This window comes from Paenibacillus sp. 1-8, from assembly GCF_056316205.1.
Genome location: NZ_CM149995.1, coordinates 2,600,386 through 2,626,518, shown reverse-complemented (window position 1 = coordinate 2,626,518; position 26,133 = coordinate 2,600,386). Strand labels below are relative to the sequence as shown.

19 protein-coding genes and 1 pseudogene are annotated in these 26,133 nt (G+C 38.3%); 4 read left to right on the top strand and 16 right to left on the bottom strand.

Annotated elements, in window-relative coordinates; all coding sequences use genetic code 11:
* Nucleotides 1–4: 4 nt before the first annotated feature.
* The 8 genes and pseudogenes from AC0WRU_RS11895 to AC0WRU_RS11860 all read right to left on the bottom strand — a co-directional run bounded on the left by AC0WRU_RS11895 (nucleotide 5) and on the right by AC0WRU_RS11860 (nucleotide 12,130).
* The gene (locus AC0WRU_RS11895; RefSeq protein WP_476128446.1) at nucleotides 5–601 is read right to left on the bottom strand and encodes a GNAT family N-acetyltransferase; all 597 of its coding nucleotides are present in this window, start codon (nucleotides 599–601) and stop codon (nucleotides 5–7) included.
* Nucleotides 602–1,836: 1,235 nt separating this feature from the next.
* Nucleotides 1,837–1,923: pseudogene (locus AC0WRU_RS11890) on the bottom strand (hypothetical protein); the annotation flags it as partial.
* The gene (tnpA, locus tag AC0WRU_RS11885; RefSeq protein WP_476128445.1) at nucleotides 1,901–2,359 is read right to left on the bottom strand and encodes an IS200/IS605 family transposase; all 459 of its coding nucleotides are present in this window, start codon (nucleotides 2,357–2,359) and stop codon (nucleotides 1,901–1,903) included. The gene tnpA and the pseudogene AC0WRU_RS11890, both read right to left, overlap by 23 nt.
* 179 nt (nucleotides 2,360–2,538) lie before the next feature.
* Nucleotides 2,539–5,088, bottom strand: a complete 2,550-nt coding sequence (locus AC0WRU_RS11880; RefSeq protein WP_476128444.1) for a DEAD/DEAH box helicase — start codon at nucleotides 5,086–5,088, stop codon at nucleotides 2,539–2,541.
* Nucleotides 5,089–5,359: 271 nt separating this feature from the next.
* The gene (locus AC0WRU_RS11875; RefSeq protein WP_476128443.1) at nucleotides 5,360–8,176 is read right to left on the bottom strand and encodes a hypothetical protein; all 2,817 of its coding nucleotides are present in this window, start codon (nucleotides 8,174–8,176) and stop codon (nucleotides 5,360–5,362) included.
* Nucleotides 8,177–8,305: 129 nt separating this feature from the next.
* Nucleotides 8,306–9,928, bottom strand: a complete 1,623-nt coding sequence (locus AC0WRU_RS11870; protein ID WP_476128442.1) for a hypothetical protein — start codon at nucleotides 9,926–9,928, stop codon at nucleotides 8,306–8,308.
* Between the two features lie 1,251 nt (nucleotides 9,929–11,179).
* Nucleotides 11,180–11,434, bottom strand: coding sequence for a hypothetical protein (locus AC0WRU_RS11865; protein ID WP_476128441.1), 255 nt, complete (start codon nucleotides 11,432–11,434; stop codon nucleotides 11,180–11,182).
* A 336-nt stretch (nucleotides 11,435–11,770) separates the two neighbouring features.
* Complete coding sequence (locus AC0WRU_RS11860; RefSeq protein WP_476128440.1) at nucleotides 11,771–12,130, bottom strand: helix-turn-helix domain-containing protein; 360 nt, start codon at nucleotides 12,128–12,130, stop codon at nucleotides 11,771–11,773.
* A gap of 143 nt (nucleotides 12,131–12,273) precedes the next feature.
* Here AC0WRU_RS11860 and AC0WRU_RS11855 point away from each other — a divergent pair, with 143 nt between their 5' ends.
* Nucleotides 12,274–13,278 (top strand): DGQHR domain-containing protein, encoded by a 1,005-nt coding sequence (locus tag AC0WRU_RS11855; protein WP_476128439.1) that lies wholly within the window; start codon nucleotides 12,274–12,276, stop codon nucleotides 13,276–13,278.
* A 620-nt stretch (nucleotides 13,279–13,898) separates the two neighbouring features.
* Here AC0WRU_RS11855 and AC0WRU_RS11850 read toward each other — a convergent pair.
* The 4 genes from AC0WRU_RS11850 to AC0WRU_RS11835 form a co-directional block, all read right to left on the bottom strand.
* Nucleotides 13,899–14,879, bottom strand: a complete 981-nt coding sequence (locus AC0WRU_RS11850) for a patatin-like phospholipase family protein (protein WP_476128438.1) — start codon at nucleotides 14,877–14,879, stop codon at nucleotides 13,899–13,901.
* Between the two features lie 238 nt (nucleotides 14,880–15,117).
* Entirely contained in the window at nucleotides 15,118–15,480 is a 363-nt protein-coding gene (locus AC0WRU_RS11845) for an RHS repeat-associated core domain-containing protein (RefSeq protein ID WP_476128627.1), read from the bottom strand.
* Nucleotides 15,369–15,641, bottom strand: a complete 273-nt coding sequence (locus AC0WRU_RS11840) for a hypothetical protein (protein WP_476128437.1) — start codon at nucleotides 15,639–15,641, stop codon at nucleotides 15,369–15,371. Before AC0WRU_RS11840 ends, AC0WRU_RS11845 begins: the two co-directional genes overlap by 112 nt.
* Nucleotides 15,642–15,701: 60 nt before the next feature.
* Nucleotides 15,702–15,992 (bottom strand): hypothetical protein, encoded by a 291-nt coding sequence (locus AC0WRU_RS11835; protein ID WP_476128436.1) that lies wholly within the window; start codon nucleotides 15,990–15,992, stop codon nucleotides 15,702–15,704.
* A 453-nt stretch (nucleotides 15,993–16,445) separates the two neighbouring features.
* On the opposite strand from AC0WRU_RS11835, the gene AC0WRU_RS11830 reads away from it, so the two are divergent.
* Together AC0WRU_RS11830 and AC0WRU_RS11825 are read left to right on the top strand one after the other, a co-directional pair.
* Nucleotides 16,446–17,750, top strand: coding sequence for a pectate lyase family protein (locus tag AC0WRU_RS11830; protein WP_476128435.1), 1,305 nt, complete (start codon nucleotides 16,446–16,448; stop codon nucleotides 17,748–17,750).
* A 119-nt stretch (nucleotides 17,751–17,869) separates the two neighbouring features.
* Nucleotides 17,870–18,784 (top strand): ROK family protein, encoded by a 915-nt coding sequence (locus AC0WRU_RS11825; RefSeq protein ID WP_476128434.1) that lies wholly within the window; start codon nucleotides 17,870–17,872, stop codon nucleotides 18,782–18,784.
* 139 nt (nucleotides 18,785–18,923) lie between these two features.
* On the opposite strand, the gene AC0WRU_RS11820 is transcribed toward AC0WRU_RS11825, so the two are convergent.
* Both AC0WRU_RS11820 and AC0WRU_RS11815 read right to left on the bottom strand, forming a co-directional pair.
* The gene (locus AC0WRU_RS11820) at nucleotides 18,924–19,979 is read right to left on the bottom strand and encodes a sensor histidine kinase (RefSeq protein ID WP_476128432.1); all 1,056 of its coding nucleotides are present in this window, start codon (nucleotides 19,977–19,979) and stop codon (nucleotides 18,924–18,926) included.
* The gene (locus AC0WRU_RS11815; RefSeq protein ID WP_476128430.1) at nucleotides 19,957–20,646 is read right to left on the bottom strand and encodes a response regulator transcription factor; all 690 of its coding nucleotides are present in this window, start codon (nucleotides 20,644–20,646) and stop codon (nucleotides 19,957–19,959) included. Before AC0WRU_RS11815 ends, AC0WRU_RS11820 begins: the two co-directional genes overlap by 23 nt.
* Before the next feature lie 282 nt (nucleotides 20,647–20,928).
* Between AC0WRU_RS11815 and AC0WRU_RS11810 the strand changes: the two genes are divergently transcribed.
* Entirely contained in the window at nucleotides 20,929–22,287 is a 1,359-nt protein-coding gene (locus tag AC0WRU_RS11810; protein ID WP_476128429.1) for a glycosyl hydrolase 53 family protein, read from the top strand.
* A gap of 103 nt (nucleotides 22,288–22,390) precedes the next feature.
* On the opposite strand, the gene AC0WRU_RS11805 is transcribed toward AC0WRU_RS11810, so the two are convergent.
* Together AC0WRU_RS11805 and AC0WRU_RS11800 are read right to left on the bottom strand one after the other, a co-directional pair.
* Nucleotides 22,391–24,919 (bottom strand): family 78 glycoside hydrolase catalytic domain, encoded by a 2,529-nt coding sequence (locus AC0WRU_RS11805; protein WP_476128428.1) that lies wholly within the window; start codon nucleotides 24,917–24,919, stop codon nucleotides 22,391–22,393.
* Between the two features lie 19 nt (nucleotides 24,920–24,938).
* Complete coding sequence (locus AC0WRU_RS11800; protein WP_476128427.1) at nucleotides 24,939–26,096, bottom strand: MFS transporter; 1,158 nt, start codon at nucleotides 26,094–26,096, stop codon at nucleotides 24,939–24,941.
* Nucleotides 26,097–26,133 lie beyond the last annotated feature (37 nt).

Here is a 26,133-nt window from a genome sequence, read left to right as displayed (position 1 = left end):
GATCTTACTCAATCGATTGGGCTGTATCACCGTTATAACGTTGCAAGATATACTTCTTCCAATTTTCCTCTTTCCCATGGTAATTGCTATTGAAGGTTTCTTTGTTCAATGAATATACATGAATATCGGAGTAACCCCTGACGTGAATACCGTCAGGAATCTTTCCACAGAAATTTGCACCTAAGCGTTCATTTATAATCTTAATACCCTCGTGATAATCTCCATATTGCCCGTAGATGTAGCGCATATTCCAATGGTTAAATACAAAATTCATTACTGCTAAACGAATATCCGTGCCGAATCCTCTTCCTCGATCTTCAGGATTGACTAATACTAACCCTAGACCTACAGATCTTGAATACCAATCTAACTGGTTTACCTGCAACAGGCCGAGTGGTTTTTTAGACGTCTTCTCTTCCACAAAAAAGTTCCGGCGGTCGGAGGTATTTGCTAAAAACTCTTTTCGTACTTTTTCAATATTACTTGGAGCTTGTGCCACGCCATATGCAAGGTTTGAATCGTTGGTTGAAAAAGATTTGGCTATAGCTAATTCATCTTCTGGTTCAAATGCACGAACGATCGTAATAACCCCTTCAATCATAATTAAAAGCCCTCCATCAGTCGCACTTTTGTAGCTGGTAAAGCTAACGTAGCCTAATACCATAATTTCCAAAATGAAAGGAAACTAAACAAAAATGATCACATTTGTTGAACTACTTATAAGCAGGCTATCCAAGACAGCTATGTTGTGTTCCATGTTAACTTTATTTACACAGTTGAGTTAAAAAAGTAGATAACATCCACGACTTAGGATTTTTCTACAATTAACGTTGCACTTTATTTTAGTCCCGCTGTTCGCTTAGGCACCAATACAAAAAGAGCAACTGTTACGCCAGTTTACTTAACTTCACAATTTAACAGTCTTATGTGTGGATACACTTTAAGTCCCCGCCGCTATTCACCGGGGTACGAAGCAAAAAACCATGCTAATAACAAGCTAATGCCAAATCTACACTGAGATGCCTTACCAGCTAGACATTAAAAAGATGTCGGTAAATCTCGACGTCGTAGAAATTTTTTATTTTCATTTGGATGAGGTAGAGAAGTCGTATATCTATCAAAGGAAGTAGCTAGCTCCATTCATGGATAGATAAAAACTGAGAAGCTAAAATTTCTTTATTGAATAAAAATTCAGACAGAAGCAAGATATTATTCGCATACAATTCAAACCATTATTTTCCGTTGAAGTAAACCTTATAGTTTTAATGAACTTTACTTTTACACTTCCTCTGTTACTTCAATGAAAAACACAGCCGATTTGATACAAGCTGCTGTCGTGTTGTTCAGTAGTTGATTTTCGTGGTCTTTAATTCATTAGATTGAGTGAATGGACGAGATCTTAATCCTTCACTCGAGTGAGATCGGTACCTTTAGGTAAAAACTCTCAAAGAAAGCCGTTTGCATTCGCATTGGAACTCCGTGGCCAAGACAAATACGGATCAGTAAAATAAACGTGCAGGTTATGAGTCGTTTCCAGATTGACATAGCATTCAGACTCCTTTACTAGATCAGCCGTAGCTGTGAGGAAGGTCACTGTAGGGTACTGTGAGATAAATAAACCGTAGCGCAATCTCTATTGACAATGCGGTACGGAAGCATTATAAAAGCGGTATATAGGCGTGTTTTGGGTGCAATTAACTTAGCTGCGCGCCTGCTTCGGTGCGGAAACGTTCAGTGATTTGCTCCAGAGACCACGTTGCCTCAAGTTTTTCCTCCAGTGATGCAGCCGAGGCGCCTGAGCATTTACTAGGAGAGATAGAAGCCTTACGATGCTTCTCATAAGCGTTCTGAGCTTAATCTACCTGATAGGGATGCGATGCAACAAATCGTGGAAGGATGTCTACGGAGTTCCTTTGCAATGGATCGTGAGCTTTGGCCTTGCTTGTAGAGGAATTCTAGACGCTAACTTCTTTTTGCTCTTGTTACTGCTAAATGGATCATCGTATTCTTTTACAATCAGCTTATCTAGCGCTTGATCATGTGTTTCTTGTTCACGAATATACTTTCTTACCGTTGCTTCAGCTTCTCGAAAATCATTAGCGAACTTTCCCTTTAGATATCCCATAAACGTTGAGACAGCAATTTTTGGTGGAATTGCTACTAACATGTGAATATGATCGGGCATCATATGACCTTCTATAATTTCTACTCTCTTGTACTTACATAAACGTCTGAAGATTTCGATTAAATTTTTTCTAACTTGATTATAGATTTCTTTCCATCTATACTTCGGGGTGAATACAATGTGGTATTTGCACATCCACTTTGTGTGAGCTAGGCTGTTGCTCTTGGTTGCCATCTAAGACCATTCCTTTCTTTGAGCCTGAACATCTCAATTTTATCGGAATGGTCTTGGTGGTCAAACCCTCGATCCCTTCACCCTCATAGCGGGTGTTTTTTTGTTTCACGCGTTTCAACCACTCAACTGACTAAAGCCATAACAAAAAAGTCGCCAGCATAGCTCAGCGACTTCACTCTTTACCGTAAAGGCATAGTATATTTTTCTACGATTTGATTAAATAACAGATTGTTTGTTGAGAGAAGTTTTTGTATTTCATCAACAGTCCAAAATTGAGGTGTTTCCTTTGACAAAGATTTTGCTAAGCTTAACAGAGCATCCTTTAGTTGTTTTAGCAGTACTTCATTCATAACTCTGCTATCTTCAGAAGGGTGAGCATTTTCAAACGTTTTGGTGCCCCTATGAAACATGATAGGAACGTACTTTTGATCAGTTCCATATTTATCGTTATGCCATTGTATAGAATGAAGCAACTGCTCCACTTCTGATCTAGAAATTTTGTCATTAGTACTATTATTTTTTGCCTCAATGATAAGATTTACTCCGTTCTCCATTCTCCATAGATTATCCGGTCCATCACCCTCTTCTTCCTCTGGCATCTGAGATGTAAAACCAAGAAACTCTCCAATTTGGTGAACACATACTTCAAAAGCATAGGATTCGACGTCTGGGGAGTATAGTAAATCAGCAGACAAGGTTTCTATTGCAATAACTACATCTGTTCCATTAGAAAATTGTTTTAACCACTTCAAAACAATATCAGCTTGTCGTCCTTTAACTTTAGTCAGTTTAGAATAGGTATGTGCTTGCGGTTTTAATACTTTCGGCGAAAGACTTCTTGCTTTTACCTGCATATCAGTAGCACCAGTTGGATTAACTGGTGCTATCAAAGTCGCACCCATCTGCAGGTAATAAGCCTCATCAATTTTGCTCAAAGAATCTTTATGTGTTTTCATTACATCTCGTATGACACCACACGCATCTTCGTAAAAATCATCACGATATTTCATTAGTGCTGCTCGCTCTGTTTCTGCAATATTAAGCAGATGAGATGTCGCACTTTTATCGTCTGGTTCAGCATTCAGAATCATGTCCTTATGATATTGACGCCATTCCGGGTCGCCTATTAAACATGTTTCAACTGCTCCATGAATCTCCTTTAAAGCCTCTTCACAAGATGTCGGCTTGTGATCACCAAATAACTCAAGGCCAAAATCAATTTGCGTTCTTGTAGCAGGATTAAAGAAAGGACGATTTGTATCTACCCCAATAAAATTGAGCAATGAATTGTCTAAAATAAAAACTGCACAATGATCACTTCCTGACCTTACAGCTCTACCTAAACCTTGCTCAATTGTCTGAGCAGTCTGAGCATTTAAAAAGGGAGATCCCTCTCGAACAATTGAGATATAACGCTCTCGTGCGGAGTATGCACTCGGTTTACCATCCAAAACGAGAATTCGACAAGAATCCCCCGCTAAATCAACCCCATCGTATCTGTTTAAAAATACCATTAGATTACCTTTTGATTCCTTTAGGGTATGAGTTGCAGCAAGAATATTGTCTTTATCGACAATAGTTGGCTTAAACTTAGCCCATGATTTTGCTTTTTTACTGTTTGGAACAATTACTACAACATTATGTGTCTCAGCATATTTTGCTATAATTGGTCGCATCATTTCGTCAGTCAAATCAGCAAAATATCTCTTCGGTGCAACAATTAATCGCTCGCCTGCATCCCCTTGATTATCAGCCTCCAAAGGGGTCTCCACAGAGCTTTTTTCAATACCGAGTTCGGTTATTAGTTCTGTGCTGTTGTTGAATGTTGCTGACAAAATAAATCGATGCTTTGCGTTAAAGAATGAAGGAATTCTTTGCACAGGAATCTGTATCGGTGTGATTTCAATTTGGCTACCGCTAATGTAACATTGACTTTTAGATAATTCATCACCAATAATACCCCACGTGTATAGAACAGTTTCATCCTCTGCTGCATACAATTTTTGAAGGATATTAAGAACCGAATCTTTATGTTGTCTCCAAACCCAGTAAGGAACAAGCCGCGAAACTGTAGAATCTCCCGATTTTATGGAAGTTAGTGCACCTTCACCTTGCTCACGAATCGAAGATTCGAAAAGATTATACAACCTGGAGTAGGCATGATGTTTCCTCTCGATAAGAATCGTACTTTGCTGACGTGCCTTCCTGATACAACTATGCGCATCATCAATAACTAACGCTCCGACCTCTTGAATGGATCGATAGCCATACCCTTCTACTCCAAAAATGGAGCGACCGTTAAACATTCTCTCGAATGTGGTTATGAGAATTGCTTTTCCATTCAAAAACTCAATCGGGAACTCCGCTGCCTGACCTTTTTCTTTAGTAATTGTAACTACTGGTATGTTATGAATTGCCGCTTGCTCAAGAGCTTGCTGGACAAGTTGTTTGTCCGGACAAAGATAAACAACAGGTCCAACTCCTTCGTTCATCTTTGAAAGAAGCATCAACTGACCAATTAGGGTTTTTCCCGCGCCTGTATTTAAGATTCCAACAACGTCTCTTTGTTCTCGTTTGTTATGCCACAGCTTTAAAAAATCCTTTTGAATATCGCGAAGGTAGTCATATCCCTCTTGGTGAATCAAAGTCTTAAAAACTTCTGTTGGGTCTGTAGGCCTTTGGAGTCCACCGTTATTTCCGCCTCTTATCTTATTTCTGAACAAACTCATATGAACCATCACTCCTATTATATTAGTTCTTTTGACAGTATAGCTTAAACTATATGTCGAAATTTGTTATAACATGCTGTCGTATAATAATAGTGTTGTATGAGTTTATTTCCAGTGTTCTTCTCTCTATATCACATTCAAAAAATCAGTACAAAATAGACGAAGGTGCTAATCTAATAAAGATTTGCGATTGCGTCTAACTTTAGCATATTACTGAAATAGCCTGTTTGTTTGAGACAGAATTGTAAACTAAAATTTTTGATTTTCCTTTCTACTTTTCTTCATCAAACCAGACATCACCTGTTATTTCATTGTTTTCAACTGTAAATAAACCATTAAATACTAACCTCCCGTAAAACTTTTCTGATTCGTATGCGAAGAGTTGTTTTTCTCCTCCGATTAACCAAACAATTCGTAATTGGTTTTCTGTTAACCATTTTTGCATTATGTCCTTATTTATTAGTGCATATGACGGTCCTTCGCCCCTTATATTTGGATCACAAAATACTATTTCCCCTTTTCTATTTAACCATTCTCCTGAATTTGATTTTTGAAACAAACCTAAGTCGCTTATTATTTTGGGAGAAGGCATATAAAAACGGATTGAGTCTTCAATGGAATGGTCTACACTTCCACTTTCCCATTCATACTCGCAGATAGGAACATGATATTGGACGTTAATTTCGATCTCTCTGTCTTTACTATAAATCCATTCTGATTTAGATAAATCTTGATAGAATGGATGCCAAGGATATTCTGCAACATATCCTTGGTTACCATTAGAGGAGATACTTGTAACATATGGATCTCTCAAATCTTTATTGAACATCTCTTTTTTTAAAGTTTTAAAATCATCATTATGAATTATCAAAGAATTAATTCTGAACCAATACTCTTGCTCAGGATTATTTCCATTTTTTATTAGTGGCCGCTGAATTCCTTTTGTGAACCCTTGAAGAACAAGCCATGGGGTGTTATCTTCATGACTATCAACTGTCAATATTTCACTAAAAGGAGGGACTATACATCTATCCCAGAGCCAATCCATCTTTAGATTTAAATCATCTTCTACAAAACTGAATTTGTATGGCTGCCACCAAATAGCTCTATCTTGTTCTTCCCAACTTTTGTCTCCAGTTTTCCTAACCCAAAGTGTGGGATCAATATCACGTTTACGAATTTGCCATGGTCCTCTAAATACTTGATCATCCAAATCGCTATATCCCCGATCAATCCATTTAAGGTTGTCAGCCATTCTGGCTAGAAGCTCATGAAATGCTATCCATTGATATTTTTTTCCTATTCTTTCGATCGTTCCGCCTTCCCTTCCATAGCGGTTTGAATAAATTTTCTCAAATTCGGAAAAATACTGGTTTGACCAACCTAACTCATGACTTCTTTTGTAAACCCATCTTTGAGCCCATCTTCTACTGAATACTGCAGGTCTGTTATTACTCAAACCATTAATCCATCTGAATTCTTCTTTATCAACATCACTAAGACTATTGATCATATCGGTCTTAAGAACATCCCAGGAATCTTCTTCTTTATGCTCTACAACTTCATTATCATTTTTATCAGTTTCTTCCCATGATTTATCAATATATTGTGCGAGCCATTTTTCTAATCTTTGTTCTCTTCTTTTTTCGGTGAATAGTTGCCTTTTTAAATAATCTTCGTATTTATTTCGAAGGACATTAGGTAACTTCTTAGAGAATTTAAGCTTTAAGTCTAATCCAGTCTCCAGTTTATATTCACTGATTGCTGTTGAAGACCAATTATGAATACAAGACATTGTATAATTCCCAAAATCATTAAGGTATCCCATGACCGATCTTTTTATAGATGATGAATGACTATCCTTACTGATCTTACTAATTTCTTCACTTGATGGATTTTCTATTGGCCAATCACTACTATAAGGTGGCCTAAAAACAATCGGTTTGTCTAAAGGATCTTGTACATATCCTTTATGATAAGCAAATTCATTAATTCCTCTAGCATGATCTCTCAACAAAAGATTAGGATACGGTCTATTTTCCTTAAATTGATGATTAAAAACACACTGTGAAATATCTTTAATTATTTGCTCATTATCCAGATACAGAACTGCACCGTACACCGAGGCATATAGTCTCTCTTTGACATAAAGATCATCACATTTCTCGTACTTGTTAATAAAATCAACTATCATTTCAGGAATATGGTACAACACCCGCGCTAATGATTTTGTTGCTTGATCTCGTACTTTTCTATTTGTAGTTGAAGTCATCCACAATAACACAGTTGCAAGTAATCTCAGTTTATTCGCTTCTATCCCCTGAAATTCAGCATACATTGCCCAATCAATTAATGTGCGTATAACTGTTTCTTCACCATATTCATCCTCGGTACGATCATTGGAAGCAATATAGGTTGACCAAAAAACATCTCTTTCAGGCATTTTTAGTTCAGATAAGATTTTATTTAAATAATCTGCATTCCAGGGATGATCCTGTTCCGTTGATAATGCTAAAATAATGTCAAATACATTGTCATTATTACGCTGCATATAGTTCAACATTTCACTTGTTTTATTTGAAATTGATTTGCCTGACCTCCATAAGATTACATTTTTAAATGTCTTATTAAAAAACCAGTTATACTGGAATTGATAATGGTACGTGTCCTCATCGTCAATCTCTATATCTATAAAATCAAGAAATTCTTTGTTGAATTTTTCTGGTATGCCTATTCCTAGTGCCTCAATTATTCCACTATACGTATATCTGTTTTCTTCACTTATAATGATTCCGATCTTACCCTTCGGTAAGAACAATTGAGCTATATCTTCTTCTGTAACACAATTCTCAATTAAGTGCATAGCAATCGCATAGTCACTAAAGCGTTCGTATGTAAATCGAACAACTTCAATACCGCGGTTATGAATTCCTTCTCCTGGAGTGACATCAGTTGCCAGTATGCCTTCATCAATTAGTAAATCTAATAGAGGCTCGTCATTCCCTGATTTATTATCAACTTGTCCTATAAGCGATCTGGCCTTACCAGTTGGAATTCCAGATATTTGGTTAGGATATAGCTCTTCCACGAATATCCGTAGTGCTTCTTCAACTATATATTCATTGCTCCTATACCTTTTTTTTCTTCTAATAACATATTCAGCACTTTTTAGATAAAAATAATATACATTATGAAACCCGTTTAACCCTTTCGGAAACTAATCCTCTCCCATTGCTTTTAGAGCTTTACAACATGTTTTTAGAAACAATGGGTTAGTAAATTCAGGATTTAATATGGGGGTTCCAGGTTTGGAAATACCCTGTTTTGCAAGATATTTGAACGCAGCTCTATGTTCATAGCCTTTAAATCCATTATGGAAAAATTCAACCAAATTATTTGTATCTTTTGGTATTAAGAAATCTTTATAAGTACTTCTACAGCTCAGTATTATAGCAATGTGTGGAAATGACTCAAGTTCGACTAAAAATTGAATGATTTGATCACGCCAGCCCTCTTTGAAAATGCCTTCATTTATAGCGTCTATAATAATCAAAAATCTTGTATCTTTACTTTCTCCTAATGAATCTAACGCACTTAAAACAGTTCGATAAGAGTAATTTATCAATCCAAGCTCTGAGCATATAAAGTCGAAAGGATTTCCTCCTGAGTAATGTTGTCCGAGTAAAAATAAAGTAGGTAGATCGTTACTAAGTCTGCTCAAGGTAAGATCACACAATAGGTGTGACTTCCCCATGCCTGCTTCTCCAGTCAGTAACGCTGCCTTTGTTTTACCTGCTAATGTGATCTTATCGTTTAAAAAATAATATACCTCCTTAATACCGAGATACATAACTCCAAGTTTTTTTGTTAAATCACTAAGTTTCTCTTTTCGTGCTTCATCATTCTCATTTTGCACACAAGTATATACAATATCATGACATTCGCTCATTTTTTTGTTAAGATCATTACAAAGGTTCAACAGTATCTCATATTTTTCATAAAATGAATTTCCTGACTGTACAGTGGAAAATTCATTTAAAAACCCCTCTAAACATTTACCTGCGTCAATCAAATTATTTTCAAAAGTATTAAAAAGATCAAGTTGATTTTTTTGAATCCACATAAATTCTTCATGAATTTTACTTATAGTACGTATCTGCCCATTTTTTTGTTTTTTCCATTTTTTTGTATCCCCTATACACTCAAAACTATTAGCTATTGCAAGGTCGACATGAAACTCTGGACTAAACCGCTCTCCCAATGCTACTTTTGATTTTTCTGCAATTCTAGAGAAAATATTCGAAGTCAAGACAGGCGTATTGAACCAGTAGAGCGCTCTCCCTGATAAGTCTGGTCTATCCACTTGCAACATCTGGCTTAACTCGTGCTTACACCAGTACAAAAATTCAACATTCATTTTTTTGTCACTTGAAAGTTTACTCCACTTTTCAACATAGTACAGCCACTTATCCCAGGAAGAGTTGACGAGCTTATCTTTAATTTTTTTTCGGCTATCTGTCCAATCTCTAGGTAAACAAACATAGTACTTTGTAAGATTGGGGTGTTTCTCTAAAGCTGTTTCAACTGATTTAGAAAGTTGATTCCATTGATTGTCTGACAACGTATTTAAGAAGAACTTGGCTTGCCAAGCGTGTTCAGTTCCATCGTTTAATTTCCAATAGCACTCTACACCCGCATCACCTCCATCCCCTTCTTTCCTAACAAAAAATTGAGCATTATTCGGGGGATTCAAATGGGCTAACTGACAAACAAATTCTTCAAAACCCTTCTCTTTACTACCATCGTGTTCTCTTATATTCGCGAAATTTCGACTTATCATTTATCCTCCATAATACTTAAATTTTTGAATTAAAAGTTTGAATACGACTATATTAACAAAATTTCTTTTATTATTCGAATTTATACTTTATTTATTTAAAAGAAAGAAAATTGTTAATCTACATATAGTAGAACTGAATATGATAATTTTATATGTAAGGTCTATTTCTAATGAAAATAGAAGAACCTACTTAAAAACTTTCACTCTGCTAGTACTTGTAATTGGAAGCGTCCAATTCACTGGATGTACAAGAATATTGGCAATATGTAACCGAAAATGCTAAGAGCATGGAACAAAAGCAAGTGGAAACTTTTACTCAAAAGATTGTCGCATTCACTAGCTGGTCAGCACACAGAACTGCTAGCAAAATTCAGGCCCAGTAAATATCAGCACTCTTGTCCAGTGGACATGAAGCATCCAAATGAGTTTAATTTTCCCCCTAATATTGAAAAAGAGAATGATGCTTCTTCAGTGAACTACTCCAATTACGAACCATTTATGTAACAACTCCTTGAGGTTGTTGACGAACCGAAGGAAGAGCGACTTGTCGGCTTAACTGAAAGTACCTCAGAAGTGCTCCGTACACAAATCATGACGATGTCTTTAAACAGAACCGATAGAACCGATCAGGCTCTAAAAGACCACTTTCAGTATTTTATATTTTTGCAGGGTCCATTTCATAAGCGTTATCTCCGAATAATTGCGCTACTCTCCTGCTTCGTTTTATCTTTAACTTTTAAAACTTAAAAAACATGACTCTAAAGAGCCATGCCTTTTAAATATTCCAGAATTGTAGACAATGCATGAAAGTTGATGTGGACCATTAACAGCAAATAAATGTCGTTGAATAATTAAATAGCCATCATTTTTCTTGTCTCCATCCTGTCCCCAGAGACTACGAGGCATAAAATTATCCTTATATTTCATCCGCATCACCTTAGAAAAGAATTCTCCATAAAATCATCCTAATCAATACAAACAAAATCAAATTCTTTAAGCTCATCAGGATTAAGTGATAGGGGATTTACAGAAGAACCCTTCAAGCTTACTTAAGTGTTACTCTAATAATAAAGCTATCTTATTTCTAAATTCTTCAACTCTCTATTCCAATTAAAATATCGTACAAAATAGAATTAAGATTATTACGATAATTTATTTTTTATACAATAGAATTTCAGAAAATTCTTCAAATATGTATTTCCAAAACGTTATAAAGACAACAAAAAAAATTGTTATTATCACTGTTGAATATTAGAAATTCCCTTCATTGTTCGATTCGTAAAAATGTTTCAGAAAATAATTTAAGTTTGGCGCAAGAACTGCTATTAATATGCTGGGTGCAACTAGTGGTGGCATCTTTTCTTTAATATTATCGGCTTTATACGCTTCCATGAGGTTTTCAATTTTCCATTTTGAATATAGATCATGCTCAATCAGATATTCTGTTATTATATGAATTTGAACTTCATGAAAGCCATCTAACCACTTGCCTTTTTCAGTTTTCATTGAAAATTCTCTATTTAGAATGATACGAGCCTTGCTATTGAATCGCCTATGTATAAAAATTAGAAATACAAATAGGGCTATTGCTGACAGAACAGGTCCATAGGCTGACTTTTCTGTCCAAAACCAAGCACTTAACGCAAGAATAATTAAAGGAAGACTAGAGTGTACGAAATTAAATAAGTCCAAAACAAGAAGTTCATTTTACTGTAGATTAATTTACGTGCTCTAACTTTTTCAGTATAAAATATAAGCAATTTATTCTTCATTTCTTTACTCACCATTATATATTTTTAAATTAACTAAAAGAATACAACTATTTCAATAAGATAGACTGAATTATCTTAAATTCCTCAAATTATCAATTGTTTTAAGTATATCTTGAACAAAGCTTTCAACTATTTTAATTTCTTCAAGACTTCTATTATATAGGGCTTCATTTATTCGATCAAGAATTTCTAAGGTTTCTTTATTCTGCAGCTTATTTTCATACGAGCTGAATAACTCTGATGGAGTAATATTTAAGGCTTCGAGTAGTTTTTCCAAGGTATCTAATGATATGTTCCTCTCCCCTTTTTCAATCCCACCAATATAAGGCTGTGGGAGATCTACTTGTTCTCCTAAATTAGCTTGTGTCAATCCTTTTGATTTCCTTAAAGATTTTATTCGTGCGCCTACAAAAGCATTAATTTTTATCATAAGTACAATCACCTCTCACTTAAGAGTAGGTGTACTTATGTATGAAATAAATATACTCAAACTATATATTACCATTAGTAATTATATAGTTTAAGATATATATTTTACTTAGAAAAAATTAAATTTCTTTAGGAGTGTACTTCATGAGACAATTACCTCATCAAATAGTTATAGAAAATGTTCTCCAAACTAAAATGAGGGGGAAAATTGCATACCAAAGTGCGTTTCCATCCTCAATTGCTATGCATTCAACCTATGTTAAACCATATAACGACCCAACTGGAAAAGGATATCAACGGCCAGTTGATCCGAAACGTGTCGATGAATTTGCACTATACCTTTCCAAAGGTGATAATGCATTATTTACACCAATTCTCTTGAATGCATCTGGTATGTGGGAATTTACATCGTATGACTCTAGTAGACCTATGTTTGGAAGATTACTTTGCAAGAGTAAAGCTTCTGTTCTGGACGGACAGCATCGACTAGGAGGTATTAAGCGTTATACTCAGGAAACGCATTCAGAAATTAATGTTCCCTTCATGGTTTTTCACTATTTAGATGACGATGAAGAAATCGAATTTTTCGATACTATTAATACGAAAGCGAAAGGGCTCGGAACTTCTCTCAGTAAATTTCTGAAAAGAGAGCACGATGAATTAAGCTGGATGTCTACTGAACTATTAATATTAAACGATAGTCCTTTCTATCATATAGGTAGTATCACAGGTAAACGTAGTAAAGGAAGACATATTACTCTTCAGAATCTTTATCGTATGTTGAAGTATTTTTTCAAAGACACTGAAGTTACTAACTTATCAAAACACGAAAAGGTGGATATTGTTCTTGCATTCTTTAATATAATGCGTCAAGAATATCCTCATGAATGGTTAAACTACAAAGAATACAAACTTACTCATATCGTATGTTTGGATGCATTAGCAATGGCTGCAACCAAAATGCTATTTAAATGTAAAAAAGAAAACTCAACAAAAATAGACCATCAAGAGTTTATCAAGTCAGTGAAACGCTTGAAAAAGATTGATTGGTCTATAGATGGTCCTTTTAAATATTTAAAAGGTATCTCAAGTTCTAAGACTTTAGCTTCAGAATTATTCGATATTATGAATTTAGAAAAAGAGAGTTAGAAGATCTAAGTATTGGTATAGGTTCTGAAACAGTTTCCTATACCTTTATGATCTCTTTAGTTGTTCTTTGAAAAAGCGACGACTAAGACATGATCTATATTCCAGATTTACTACTTATATAATCAGTGAATATTATGTGTCACAACATATAAAAACATTATTTTATCAAGATTTAACAATGATAATAACAAACTAAAAGAAATACGAGTTTTGTGTACATATCTGAGAAAAACCGCGTAGCACCGCGGGTTTATCGATCCATGTTATTCACAGCATTACGCATCTCTTCATCTGTTAAGTTACCTGAAAGATTAGGCACATCCATCCAATCCGCATCAGATCGGGTGCGGTACAATCGCAGATTTTCTTCAACACTGAGACTTCCGCATGATTGTCTCCCTTGCGAGGGGAATTTTGGGAATTTGTATTCCATTTTTCATTAAGGCTTAGTGATCCGATCGCAGCAATATTATCGTGGCCTTTTGACATGAGAAAAAATGCTCCTTTCAGGTTTGGAATGCTATTGGTCATCCATACAAGTTATTGTTAGAAAATATCTAGAATAAAGCTTCTAAGGTCACCTGTCAGTATTATCAAATATCTCGCCTTCAAGTTCTTAGTCAGTGGTAAATCCCGGGTTCCTCCTGCTGTTCATTAAAATATGGCTGAATCGGTTTGGCTGCATGATTTTCTCTGAACTTATGCTTGTACACTTCAAAATCCCAAGTCTTCAGAAATTTCTCTGCTGCAGCATGGCCCGATGACAGTAAGGTATGCTTATCCTCCTCCGTCAAATCGAACTTCGTCGTCGTTACTTTTCCGGTGGGAATAAAGACGGTTCGTTCTTCCGCATGCTCATCCACATGTCTTTGATCGTGGGCCTGCAGCATAGTTTTGAACATTCCTTTGAGTAAAGAAACCGGGCCGTTGATATCCACGGATTGGGCATACGTACGCTTTTCTGACAGCCGGAAGCCAAAGGTTGGCCACCGTGGAATCCCATCCACATCAAATAGCCAGATCGGATAATTACTGAGCATTCCTCCGTCCAGCATGTAATACGGTTTCTTCTGCAATGGCGTATGCCATATATAAGGCTTAAAAAAGAAAGGCAGTGTTGTGCTCATCCGTACAGCCGCAGCAATTGGAAATTCAGATGCCTTCAGCCCATAATGAGGCAAATCATTAGGGAAAACTACGATCTTCCCATTGCTTATGTTCGAGGCGATAATCGAGAGCTTTCCTTCAGGAAGATCTCCAAACGTTACAATGTTCTTTCGCTTCAGCCAATCCGTCATCACTTGCTCTAAGATGTGGTTGCTGTAAATGCCAGAGTTCAACATTAACGGAAGGGCCTTATTTAAAAAAGGCAGGCTGTTCATTCCTGTCCGCCCGAGCAGCTTCATATAGTCCAGCGAGCTCATCAGGTTCCTAATTTCAGCACTGCTGTAACCGCAGGCCAATAAAGCTGCAACAATCGCTCCAGCGGATGTCCCCGCAAGTTTTTTCCAGGTATATCCTTTGGCCTCCATCACCTCAATAGCTCCCACAAAAGCAATTCCCTTGACGCCCCCGCCTTCAAAGACTGCATCTGCCTCCACTTGCTCATCCTCCTATTACAAATAAAATATTTATTTGTAATTATGTGTTTTGTACACTGAATTATGCACTTTAAGGAATTGTAGTTTTCTTCATAGTGAAGGCTGGTAAAATATTGATTCATAAGGTTAGGCTATATGTGCTGGCAGAGGGCCAGGATCTAGGATCAAAATTATAGCACATGTTCTCAATTGAACCAGATTTCGAAAGAGTTTTGTGTATATGTATAAAAGCATATTTTTAGATCAGCTTTTCAATCCATTGGAACACATCGATAAATCCAAATTCCATAGCCGCAGTTTTAAATGTTGACCCCTTATTTTGTATGTCTATATGCAGTTTTGTAAGTTCAGAATCTTTTACATTTTTTTCATTTAAATTCGATTCGGTTTTTGTTGATTGTAAACCTGTTTTATCCTCATGTATTTTAGGGTTATTAGCGGCATAACAATAACAGTTGATTCCCCCTTTTAATCCAAGCGGATCTCCGCTCACCCAACGCCCCAGCCACGGCGTATAATACCTCGCGCTATGGTATTCCAGTCCGCTCTCCTCATCCCGCTCCATACCCGTGTAGCGGTAACGCTTGGCGGCGCATTTGATGGCGGCGTTTTTGGCTTGAAATGCGGTTGTGCCGAAAGGATGGTACTCTTCGTAACTGATGACCCTTGCCGCATCATCCAGTTCCTATGGGCCGAGCCGAGATGATTGTGCAGATTGTGCAATTGGTAACGTACCATTTGGGCAGGGCTGGTCCGGCCCATTGGCTTGCCATCAAGCTGAGACTGATACTCTCCAGTCCGGCATCCGCGCCGCTGTGTCGCTTAATAAGTGTAATGCCAATCCTGAAGCGGATCATTGTTCTTGCGCTTCGTTTCCAGCCGGCTTAACCGGAAGTTTTCTTTGTCATAATAGAACCGGGTAACTACATCGTTTCCGTAAACGATCTTGCTGCGCTGATCCTTTTCGTTGTAATCGATTTTTTTTATATACGGAGTGGTATTAGTATTTCCGGCATGTAAGACGCTTTGGCCGTTTAATAAGCCTGCCTCGTTATAGCCCGGAATGATAATGCTGCCGTCCGGCGCATCCTGCCTGGTGATTCTTCCGAGCACGTTCGTTTCCTGAGTAAAAGTAAAACCAGCTAATTCAAGGTCTGCGGCCAGGTTCGGACCGTCCCAATTCACTATGCTTTTATAATTTTGAACAGCTTACGGGTGGTGGATTTTGGCTGTCTCCGAAAGTCATATTCGGGCATTTCGAGCAGTCCGCCGGTGTCGTAAAGCCGGATGATTTGTTTCCTGAGGTTTTTTCAGCTCGGGGTTACCCTCCACTTCACCATCCCCTCCTATCCTTGCGCTCCGTAGGCCGATGGAGAATATCATAAAAACGTATTCATGACATCTAGTTTGCTCTACTAAATTGTTGCCTTCCAGAGGAAAAAAGAATAAAAATAGTGGCTGATTCACAATCTTTTTGCACTAAAATAGTTGGAACTAATCTCAAAAAAAGTTATATTAGGATATATATATTATCCTTAGTATAAGAAAAAAAGGAGGAATACCTAGATGGATGTACGAAGCAGTTTGCAACAAGGATGGAAGGTGGGCTTATGTTTGTTGTTATTGTGGGTATGGATGATGGGGGCTGTAACAGCTGGTGAAGCCGGAGCCCAACCGGTTTTCCCGGGAGCCGTGGGATACGGGACTGACACTCCGGCAGGCCGGGGCGGAAAGGTAATCAAAGTGACCAACCTGAACAATGACGGCCCAGGCTCATTTCGTGCGGCATTAGAAACCAAGGGACCGCGGATTATTGTATTTGAAGTCGGCGGTGTCATAAATCTAGAAAAGGAGCGTCTTGAGCTGAGAGAACCCTACGTGACCATCGCAGGTCAGACGGCCCCCTCCCCTGGCATTACATTCATCAAGGGAGGTTTGCAGATCAGAACGCATGATGTGTTGATGCAGCATGTCCGGTTTCGGATGGGTAACGGTGACAGCACTCAAGGTGCAGGCTTTGAGCCAGATGTGTCCACTTACGGAGCCTCCGCTTATAACATTGTCATTGACCATTGCTCCTTTTCTTGGGGAGTGGATGAGAACATGTCCTTCTCAGGTCCTCGTACCAGCGGAACCAAGGCGACCACCCACCGTGTAACCCTCAGCAATAGTATTATCGCCGAGGGTCTGTATAATTCCGTTCATGAGAAGGGTCCCCATTCCATGGGCACGCTCGTTCACGATTACGTCCAGGACGTGGCAATCATCGGAAACCTTTATGCCCATAACATGGAACGTAATCCGTGGTTCAAAGCATTCTCGACGGGCGTAATTGTTAACAATGTCATTTATAATCCGGGAAAATGGGCTATTCGACTCGGATTCGTGGAGAATGAATGGGCGGATACGGGGATCAAACCGGAAGGCCCTAGAGTCAGTATCGTCGGGAATTACATGCGGCATGGAGTAGATACGATTAATGGGTTAGGAATTGTCGGAACGAACAGTAAAAGCGGCTGGGCTTATCTCAAAGATAATCTTGCTTATGACCGTAATGGCAAGTCAATCCCGCTGACTTTTGGCGGAATCAAGGAGCTTGACAATCCACCTGTTTGGGTTGAAGGACTTGAAGCACTAGCTGCCTCGGCAGTAGTAAAGGAGGTCACTGAGCATGCAGGAGCAAGGCCGAAGGACCGGGATGCAACAGATCAACGAATTGTCTCCGATTTTCTGACTGGTCAAGGAAAGATAATTGATAGTCAGGAAGATGTAGGGGGATACCCGGATGTTCCAGCGACCTACCGTGCTTTAAATGTACCTGACCACAGCATTGACGAATGGTTGTATCAATTTTCAGTTGAGTTGGAGTAGTCCTTAATGCTCTTCATATTGATTTCCCTGAATAGGACATTTCGATAAACAAAGTCCACTTTCAGAGTTTCATGCACGTAAAAGGATATTTAATATTTTGATTTTTAGGAGTAGGTATTATGTATTTGGTAATTGATATTGGCGGTACATTTGTGAAATTTGCCATAATGAACTCAGGTGGAGACATCATCCATAAGGATAAATGCCCTGTGGGTAAGACTAGTCTTGAAGAATTGAAAACGGTGCTATATTCCATTATTGATAAACAGGACCTTTCTGAAATTAAAGGAATTGCGTTAAGCTGCCCAGGAACGATCGATGTAAAAACTGGCGTGGTATATCATGGTGGCTCTCTTCCATTTTTGCATGGAGTGAATCTGGCCGAGCTAATTCGGAAACGCTACGGCAAAGAGGTATCTATTGAAAATGATGGTAAATCTGCTGCCCTTGCTGAGTTATGGTTGGGTAGTGTTAAGCATGCAAAAGATTCCATCGTTCTGGTACTTGGCACTGGGGTAGGTGCCGGTATTATTGTGAATGGTAGCCTTCTGCGCGGAGTCAACTTGTCAGCAGGAGAGGTTAGCTACGTAATGGATCACATGGACTCAGTAACCTGCGAGGCTACCTTCTTTGGACTAGAATGCTCTGCTGTAGCCATGGTACAAAAGATTGGCGAAATTAAAGGTCTGGAGGACCCGTCAAACGGTGAAGCAGTCTTTGAGTTCATAAATTCAGATGACCCGGATGCTACGAAGGTTTTCGATGAGTACTGCCTAAAGGTAGCTGCACACATTATGAACCTTCAGTATATTCTCGACCCAGAATTATTTGCCATCGGAGGGGGGATTAGCGCCCAACCCATACTGATTGAGCGCCTGAAGTGGGCTCTTGGAGAGATCAAGAGAGTAAATCCACTGCACATGGCGAATCCGAAGATTGCTCAATGTACTTTTCAAAGCGACGCAAACCTGTATGGCGCGCTCTATAACTTTTTTATTGAAAAGGAGAAAAAGCTCCGCGAGTCTCAGGCCTAATTATCGAAAGAATAAGGTAAGTCAGGTCTCTTGTCTTACCTTATTCTTTTTTAAATAGAATTATATGACGTACGGTGTTCAGGCGGTTTTGCTCACAACTTCTGTTGGAAGCGAAAAACGTCCATTGATATTATTCCGATCAGCTGGACTTATCCGTGGAAAACGTCACAATAAATTCACTGCCTTTGTCTGGCTCACTGTTTACCTGGATTTTCCCATTACATAAACAAACGATACGATAAACCAACGCAAGACCCAAACCATTTCCTTCTTTTGATCTGGATCGATCCCCTTGGTAAAACTTTTCAAAAATATGTTTTTTTACTTGTTGAGTCATGCCAATACCGCTATCCTTGATCGAAACAATGATCTCTGTTTCCCTCTTTATTAAAGTTACTTGAATGCTGCCGAGCGGGGGAGTAAATTTAATAGCGTTTGATAACAAATTGATCCAAACCTGCATGAGCAAATTTTCATTTTGATAAAACATCGTTTTGGGAAGGTCCAATATTAATTCAAGTTCCTTATCCAACCACGTCTTTTCGAAATAAAGCAACACTTGTCGTATTTGCTCGTCTAGGCGGTAAAGCGTTTTATCAGTGACTTTGTCTTGATTCTCCAGCTTGGAAAGCCTCAAAATATTGGACGACAACGTGCTAAGCTGCTTGGTGCTATCGAGTATCGTCTGAATATATTGCAGTCGTTCATCATCTTCTAACTCATTATCCTGTAATAAAGTCGCATACCCTTCAATTGCGGTTAAGGGTGTTTTAAACTCGTGAGAGATATTGGCAACGAAATCATTTCTCATCATTTCAATGTTTTTCAGCTCGGCCACCATTTGATTGAAGCTCGTGAAAATCTCCTCAATTTCTTTAATTTGAGTGTCAGCATTCATCTTCACATGAAAATTTCCATTTGCAATTTCCTTGGAGGCATAATTAAGCTTCATCATGGGTGTAAGAATTTGCTTTCCCACCAGGGATGTAATGGCGGTACCAATAACGAGACTAAGTGTTAGCGCTAGCACAAAGGAGAAGGAAAGGTTAAACTCCATGTAATAGAATAAGTCCGTATTCGATACCAAGAAGACAATGGAATAGGTTATAATTCCGACGACGACAAATATACCAAATACAATGAATACAAGGCGGTTCCTTAAACCGACTTGTTTATTTTTTATGGTTTTCTTCATTTTTTACCACCTTGTATCCTAAGCCGTGTACGGTCACAATTCTAAAGTCTCGATTATCCTTTAGCTTCTCCCTGATCCGATTAACGTGCACATCCACCGTCCGCTCATCCGATTCGGTATCCATCCCCCATATTTCATCCATCAAATTTTGCCGGGTAAATGTTTTGTTAGGATAGGACATTAATTTATAAAGCATGTAAAACTCCTTTTGAGGCAGTTGAAGCTCTTTTCCATCATAAGCTACCGCCAGGCTGTCATAGATTAGACTGGTATTTCCGCATATAATTTTGTGCTCCGCTGCAATTTTTGAGCGTCGTAAAAGGGCGTGAATTCGTAACAGCATTTCATTAACGTCAACTGGCTTGACCATATAGTCATCGGTACCGACCAGAAATCCTTGTTTTTTATCATCAAAGGTATCTTTAGCCGTTATCATCAGAATGGGAATGGTCAGGCTGTACTCACGTACCAGCTTAGTAAACTCGTAGCCGTCCATATTCGGCATCATTATGTCGGAAATGATCAAATCAATATGTTTGTGGCTCATGATTTTAAGCGCATGCTCTCCGTCCGCCGCAGATATAGGATTATAATTATTTTTCTTAAGAATTGTGCAAAATAAATGCTGTAACTTTATATCGTCTTCAACAATCAGAATATTAAACATAAACAACCTCTCTTCTTTTTTTGCACATAGTGTTATTTCAAAAAAATTTGTTTTTATCATAACGCTTAAATATTAACTTTTTATAAAGGAGTATGCTTGCGGACGACCTTCGGTCATAGGACACTTGAAACGGCGCATTCAGCCGTTATGGAAGGGTTACCGCACTTCATATTTGAAACCGTCATACCTCCACGTCAGTTTGAAATGCGCCGAAGTTAATAAAAAGTTTATAATTTAGTTATATTGTAACAACAAGAAGAGCATAAATGGAGGTTTAATAATATGATCAGCAAAATGAAATCATTTATACGGCGCATGAAAAAAAGGACCAAAATAATACTTTCAATACTTATTATCATCGCGATCTCTGGCGGATTCGTTTTAGGAAACCAGTTGATTTATATAGAAGACAAGAATTATGTACCAGCTGCCAATTCCGAAAATTTTCGGCTGGCCCTTTCCGTAAGCCCTTTTTCAGGCAGTGCTTTTAATAATGGATACACCTATTCTGCAGGAGAATTAACAGCCACCAACCGTGAGGAATTGGAAAAAATGTATATTGCCGCTGGGGCAACGGAAATGTACGCAAGAATCGCAACAAAACGTTATCCTACAAAGGACAACCTTGTCAATGGTGAGGAGGATTCCAATGCAAACTATCATACTTTGGAGCAAGGGTTGGAGCTGGCCCGACTGGCAGCAAAATTGAAAATACCGCTTAATCCTGAAATCATGGGTGCCTATACCTATATGGACATGGAGCGGCAGCAAGCTCCGAATTTCGAAGAATACCCGGAGATCTATGCGCTGCAAAAGGGAAAACCCTGGGAAGAACTGAGCTTGGATGAAATGGACGTTGTGTTGAAAGCCTACGGAAAATTTGTAGCGACAGAAATTCTGAAAACAGGGGCCGCAGTTGAGAATTGGAATATTGGCAACGAAGCCAACTTTGGTTTTGCGGGAGTAAATATTGGACTGAAAACAGCTGTTAACGAGAAACTGCAAAAAGTGCCTAGCTTTATGAAATATATGCTTCCTATAGTTGGGACCAACTGGCTTAAAAATAACGTCTGGAAGTATAACGCAGTACAAATGACTGCAGTGGCCAATGGCATCAAAAGCGCGTATACGGATTTAGGCTTAGATTCCAGCAACATCAAGTTCTCCACGCATATCGCAACCGTCGTCTCGACAGTGCATAATGCAGTCGCGTATTTCAATACATTGAAGGAAAACGGATTTCCAATTGATGTTGCGGGAATCAGCTTTTATCCCAGCGCACCAGGGGTTTACATCGATAAGATGGTCATGTATAAGAAAATCGTTACCGCTATCAATGAGCAGGTCGGCCTCCCCGTGTTTATTGCTGAGTTTTCTTATCCTTCAGGTAAGGTGGAAGGTCCATTCGCTGGATGGTCAAAAACGGTCAAAGGGTATCCTCATAATGAAGAAGGGCAAGCTGCTATCTATCATGATGTTATCGCATGGGGTAAAACACATGGCTTAGCAGGCATCCGGTACTGGGCTCCTGATTACAGAGGATGGGGGAGCATGTCTATGTTTGATTACACCGAAAAAGGCGCCAAAGCAAAGAGTATTTTAGTGGAAGCTCTTCAAAGCAAAACACCAGAGAAAAAGTAAGCTTCTTGAGCGATCTACCCAATGAACTTGATTTCCAGATAAAAAAACCGGAGGGGCTGCTTGTAAAGTAGCCCCTCCTTTACAATTCAAAGTATCTAATAATTCAAATAGTTTGTCCTGTAACAAACTCAAAGTGATAACTACCAGATCCAACTAAAATCGGTTTGTCAGAATGAATCAACCATATTTCCGCTTCAGTATTAACAGGAACTTCAACATCCATTGAAAATATATTTTTTTCAAACGACCATTTTGACTTGATTCTTCCATAAGCTGACTTAAATGAAGCTTCCACCCAAGAAATGCCACCAATTAATTCTGGTTTTATCATAAAGCGTTTGTATGCTGGTTCAATCAAACGAATCCCTGCTAAATTTTGATACATCCAGTCTCCAATAGATCCATATGCATAGTGGTTAAAGGAATTCATGCCTGATTCATCAAAGTTTCCATCCGGATTGATCGAATTCCATCTTTCCCACATCGTAGTTGCGCCCATGTTAACTGTGTAAAGCCATGAAGGAAAATCTTCTTTCAAGAAAACTTCACCAGCCAATTGATGGTATCCATTTTCTGATAGCGTTTGGCATAAGTATGGTGTTCCTAAAAAACCTGTCACTAAGTGATTATCGTGTCGTTTAAGATTTTCTACCAGTGATTTCAAAATTCTTGGGCGATCCTTTTCTTCCGCTAAATCAAAGTGAAGCGCCAAAATACAACCGGTTTGCGTCTCACTGACTAGACGACCCTTCTGCGTAATATACTCTGCTCTAAAATCTGTGATAATTCGTTCATATAATTGCTTATATTTTTCAGCATCTTCATTTTTACCTAATATTTTTGCGGTTTCTATCAAGAGAGAGGTCGAATACGCATAGAACGCGGAAGCGATGAAGTATACATCGGTCGCACCTACACGGTCGCTACCTTCCTCTTTATCCAGTGCCACCCAGTCGCCAAACTGAAATCCTTGTTGCCATAATTCTGGGCCTTCTGTTTTGCTATGGATATACTCTACCCAATCCTTCATGCTTTCATATTGATTTTCTAAGATGCGTCTATCCCCATAGACAAGATACATAGTCCACGGAATAATCGTCGCTGCATCCCCCCAGCCAGTCGCTGCATCTGTTTCACCTAAAATATTGGGCACAATGTAAGGAACCCCGTATTTACGAGTTTGTTCTGTAGACAAGTCTTTTAACCATTTCGTAAAAAACAATGCTGTGTTAAAGTTAAAAGCTGCTGTTCTAGCAAAAACTTGGGCATCACCTGTCCAACCTAAGCGTTCATCACGTTGAGGACAATCTGTTGGAATATCTAAGAAGTTACTTCTTTGACCCCATTCAATATTTTTTTGAAGGCGATTTACTTTAGCATTGGAGCAAGTAAACGTTCCCGTTTCTTCCATGTCAGTATGCAACGCACAGGCAGTAAAGTCTTGTATATCCCAAGTATTCACCAAGCCATCAATAGCAATGTACCTAAAACCATGAAAAGTAAATCTAGGCATAAACACATCCTCTGAACCACTACAAATAAACATATCATCCGGTGCAGCTGCACGTAAGTTTTCAGTATAAAAGTTGCCCTCTTTGTCAAGTACTTCAGCATGCTTGATGGTTATCTTTGTACCTTTTGGTTGCTTTAATTTGCAGCAAACAAAGCCAGTCATATTTTGGCCAAAGTCTATGACGGTCTCACCTTTAGGAGTAACAAGGTTTTTTATCGGTTTGATTTTCTTAGTTATTTTGACTTGCTCATTTTCTTGAGCGACTAGAACTGTTTTTGGAAAACTGTACAACTCAACTTCGCCAAATTCAGTTTCACTGATTGTTTTATCAATGCATTCGCCAAGATACATTTCGCTTGTTATGGTTTCACCAGTAAAGCAGGACCAGCTGTTGTCCGTTCCAAACTCTTCAATTGCACCATCTTCATATTCTACCCTTACATATGCAATTGCTGCGATCTTATCTCCATAGTTGTTTGGCGAAGATTCTAAGCCAAAAATCCCTTTAAACCAACCGTTAGCAACCGTCATATCCAATTTGTTATCTTCTTTAGTCTGTTTTAACAATTCCGTAATATCATAGGCTTGGTATTGAATGCGATGATGATAACTGGTCCAACCTGGTGTGAAATAGTAGTCACCTACCTTGTTTCCATTCAAGGATAGCTCATATACACCTAAAGCAGAAGCGTAGATGCGTGCCTTGGCAACCTCGCCTTGTACTTTGAAATATTTCCTAAAGATTGGTACTTCTTCTCTTCCCTCGTTGTGCACGGTAATCCAATCGGCCTTCATATTTTTGTAATCCATCAAGCCTGTTTCAAAGTTGCTTGTAATTGATGCTTTTTCACCATAATTATTCAAGACTTCAAGCATTACCTGATAAGTCGTTAACGGTCGTAATTCATCTCCAGCATATTCAACTAAATGAGAAGCGTCCGACTGGCAAGCGCCTGAATCCCAAACTAATACCTCATTAGCTTTGACAACCATTCGATATTCTTGCTGTTTCACTTCTTGCTTTGGCGAAGTCATTGTCCAACTAAAACGTGGTTTTTCAACATCTAAGCCGATGGGAGCTTGGCGATACTCAATCTTAAAATCATTAATCGTAAACATGTCTTCGTCCCCTTTTCATCTATGCTTTAATTTTTCTGACCAAGAAAAGTCCTAAAATAGCTAGGGTAATTAGCAATGTTCCACCATTGATAAACACAGCGATCATAGGCTCAGCTGTTTTAATGCTTGATAAGGCCAATAGTCCATATGGCGCTAAGAATGAGCCGATATTTGCACCGACTAATAAAATTGATGTATTAAATGTTTCAGATTTCTTGGGCGATAAAATGCTCACTTGGTTAAACAGGAATGGGATGAACAATGAGAAAGAAACTCCCACTAAAATAGAACCAAAGGCAACGACATAGAGATTTGAAATACTAGAAATTAAGAAGAAACCTAATCCCATTAAAAACAAGGAAGTGTGCAAAGTATATTTGTGTAGTTTAGACTGAACAATACCGAACAAGAAGCCGGTTACCATACTTGCGAGTTGCATAATACTAAAAATACTGCTTGCACTTGTTTCTGATCCAAGATGATAAGTCGTTAAAAGTGTCGCAAGCTTGACAAAAACAGCATTATAAAGAATGCATGCGATGATCAGGAAAAAAGCATAGCCGATAATAGCTTTATTGGTTTTAAACGCTTGTGGCGCTTCCTCCTCAACTGTTGAACCATAAGATTCAGGTTTGGGAACAAACATCATAAATAGCACCAAAATCGGGAAAGCTAGTGCATAGACAAGAAACGAATAATGCCAACCAAAAGATAATAAATACCCTGCTAAGAACGTTAGTAGAGCTGCGCCTAAACCTTGGAATGCACTCTGGAATCCAATCAGTGTCGCACGCTCATTTCCAGTATAAAATGATGAAATCATACTGACGGCAAGTGAATTCATCAGTCCAAACCCAATTCCTAAACCTGCTCTTGAAATTAACACTAACATGTAATTATTAACAAAAACCGGAATTATACCGCAAACTCCTGTAATAATTAATCCAATGATAATTGTTTGTTTTTGACCAATTTTACGAGCAATAAAACTACTTAACAAAACAAAAATCATAACCATAAAAGAAGGTATCGTGGTTAACAACTCAATGGATGATAACGAATAACCACTAAACGATTGGCTCAATTGTGGTATTGCTGCACTTATCGCCGTTGACGAAGTTAATATTAATGAAACAGATAGTAGAGAAAATTTCATTAAATTGGTGTCTTTTTTCATGTGCTTTTCCCCTTGCCAGTTGTTTTTTTTACAAATT

Coding starts and splice junctions, on each gene's coding strand:
- AC0WRU_RS11840 (WP_476128437.1), bottom strand. CDS start 15,641: ATGGGCCGGACCAGCCCTGCCCAAATGGTACGTTACCAATTGCACAAT.
- AC0WRU_RS11805 (WP_476128428.1), bottom strand. CDS start 24,919: ATGTTTACGATTAATGATTTTAAGATTGAGTATCGCCAAGCTCCCATC.
- AC0WRU_RS11825 (WP_476128434.1), top strand. CDS start 17,870: ATGTATTTGGTAATTGATATTGGCGGTACATTTGTGAAATTTGCCATA.
- tnpA (WP_476128445.1), bottom strand. CDS start 2,359: ATGGCAACCAAGAGCAACAGCCTAGCTCACACAAAGTGGATGTGCAAA.
- AC0WRU_RS11815 (WP_476128430.1), bottom strand. CDS start 20,646: ATGTTTAATATTCTGATTGTTGAAGACGATATAAAGTTACAGCATTTA.
- AC0WRU_RS11800 (WP_476128427.1), bottom strand. CDS start 26,096: ATGAAAAAAGACACCAATTTAATGAAATTTTCTCTACTATCTGTTTCA.
- AC0WRU_RS11855 (WP_476128439.1), top strand. CDS start 12,274: ATGAGACAATTACCTCATCAAATAGTTATAGAAAATGTTCTCCAAACT.
- AC0WRU_RS11880 (WP_476128444.1), bottom strand. CDS start 5,088: ATGAGTTTGTTCAGAAATAAGATAAGAGGCGGAAATAACGGTGGACTC.
- AC0WRU_RS11810 (WP_476128429.1), top strand. CDS start 20,929: ATGATCAGCAAAATGAAATCATTTATACGGCGCATGAAAAAAAGGACC.
- AC0WRU_RS11860 (WP_476128440.1), bottom strand. CDS start 12,130: ATGATAAAAATTAATGCTTTTGTAGGCGCACGAATAAAATCTTTAAGG.
- AC0WRU_RS11820 (WP_476128432.1), bottom strand. CDS start 19,979: ATGAAGAAAACCATAAAAAATAAACAAGTCGGTTTAAGGAACCGCCTT.
- AC0WRU_RS11865 (WP_476128441.1), bottom strand. CDS start 11,434: ATGAAAACTGAAAAAGGCAAGTGGTTAGATGGCTTTCATGAAGTTCAA.
- AC0WRU_RS11895 (WP_476128446.1), bottom strand. CDS start 601: ATGATTGAAGGGGTTATTACGATCGTTCGTGCATTTGAACCAGAAGAT.
- AC0WRU_RS11870 (WP_476128442.1), bottom strand. CDS start 9,928: ATGATAAGTCGAAATTTCGCGAATATAAGAGAACACGATGGTAGTAAA.
- AC0WRU_RS11830 (WP_476128435.1), top strand. CDS start 16,446: ATGGATGTACGAAGCAGTTTGCAACAAGGATGGAAGGTGGGCTTATGT.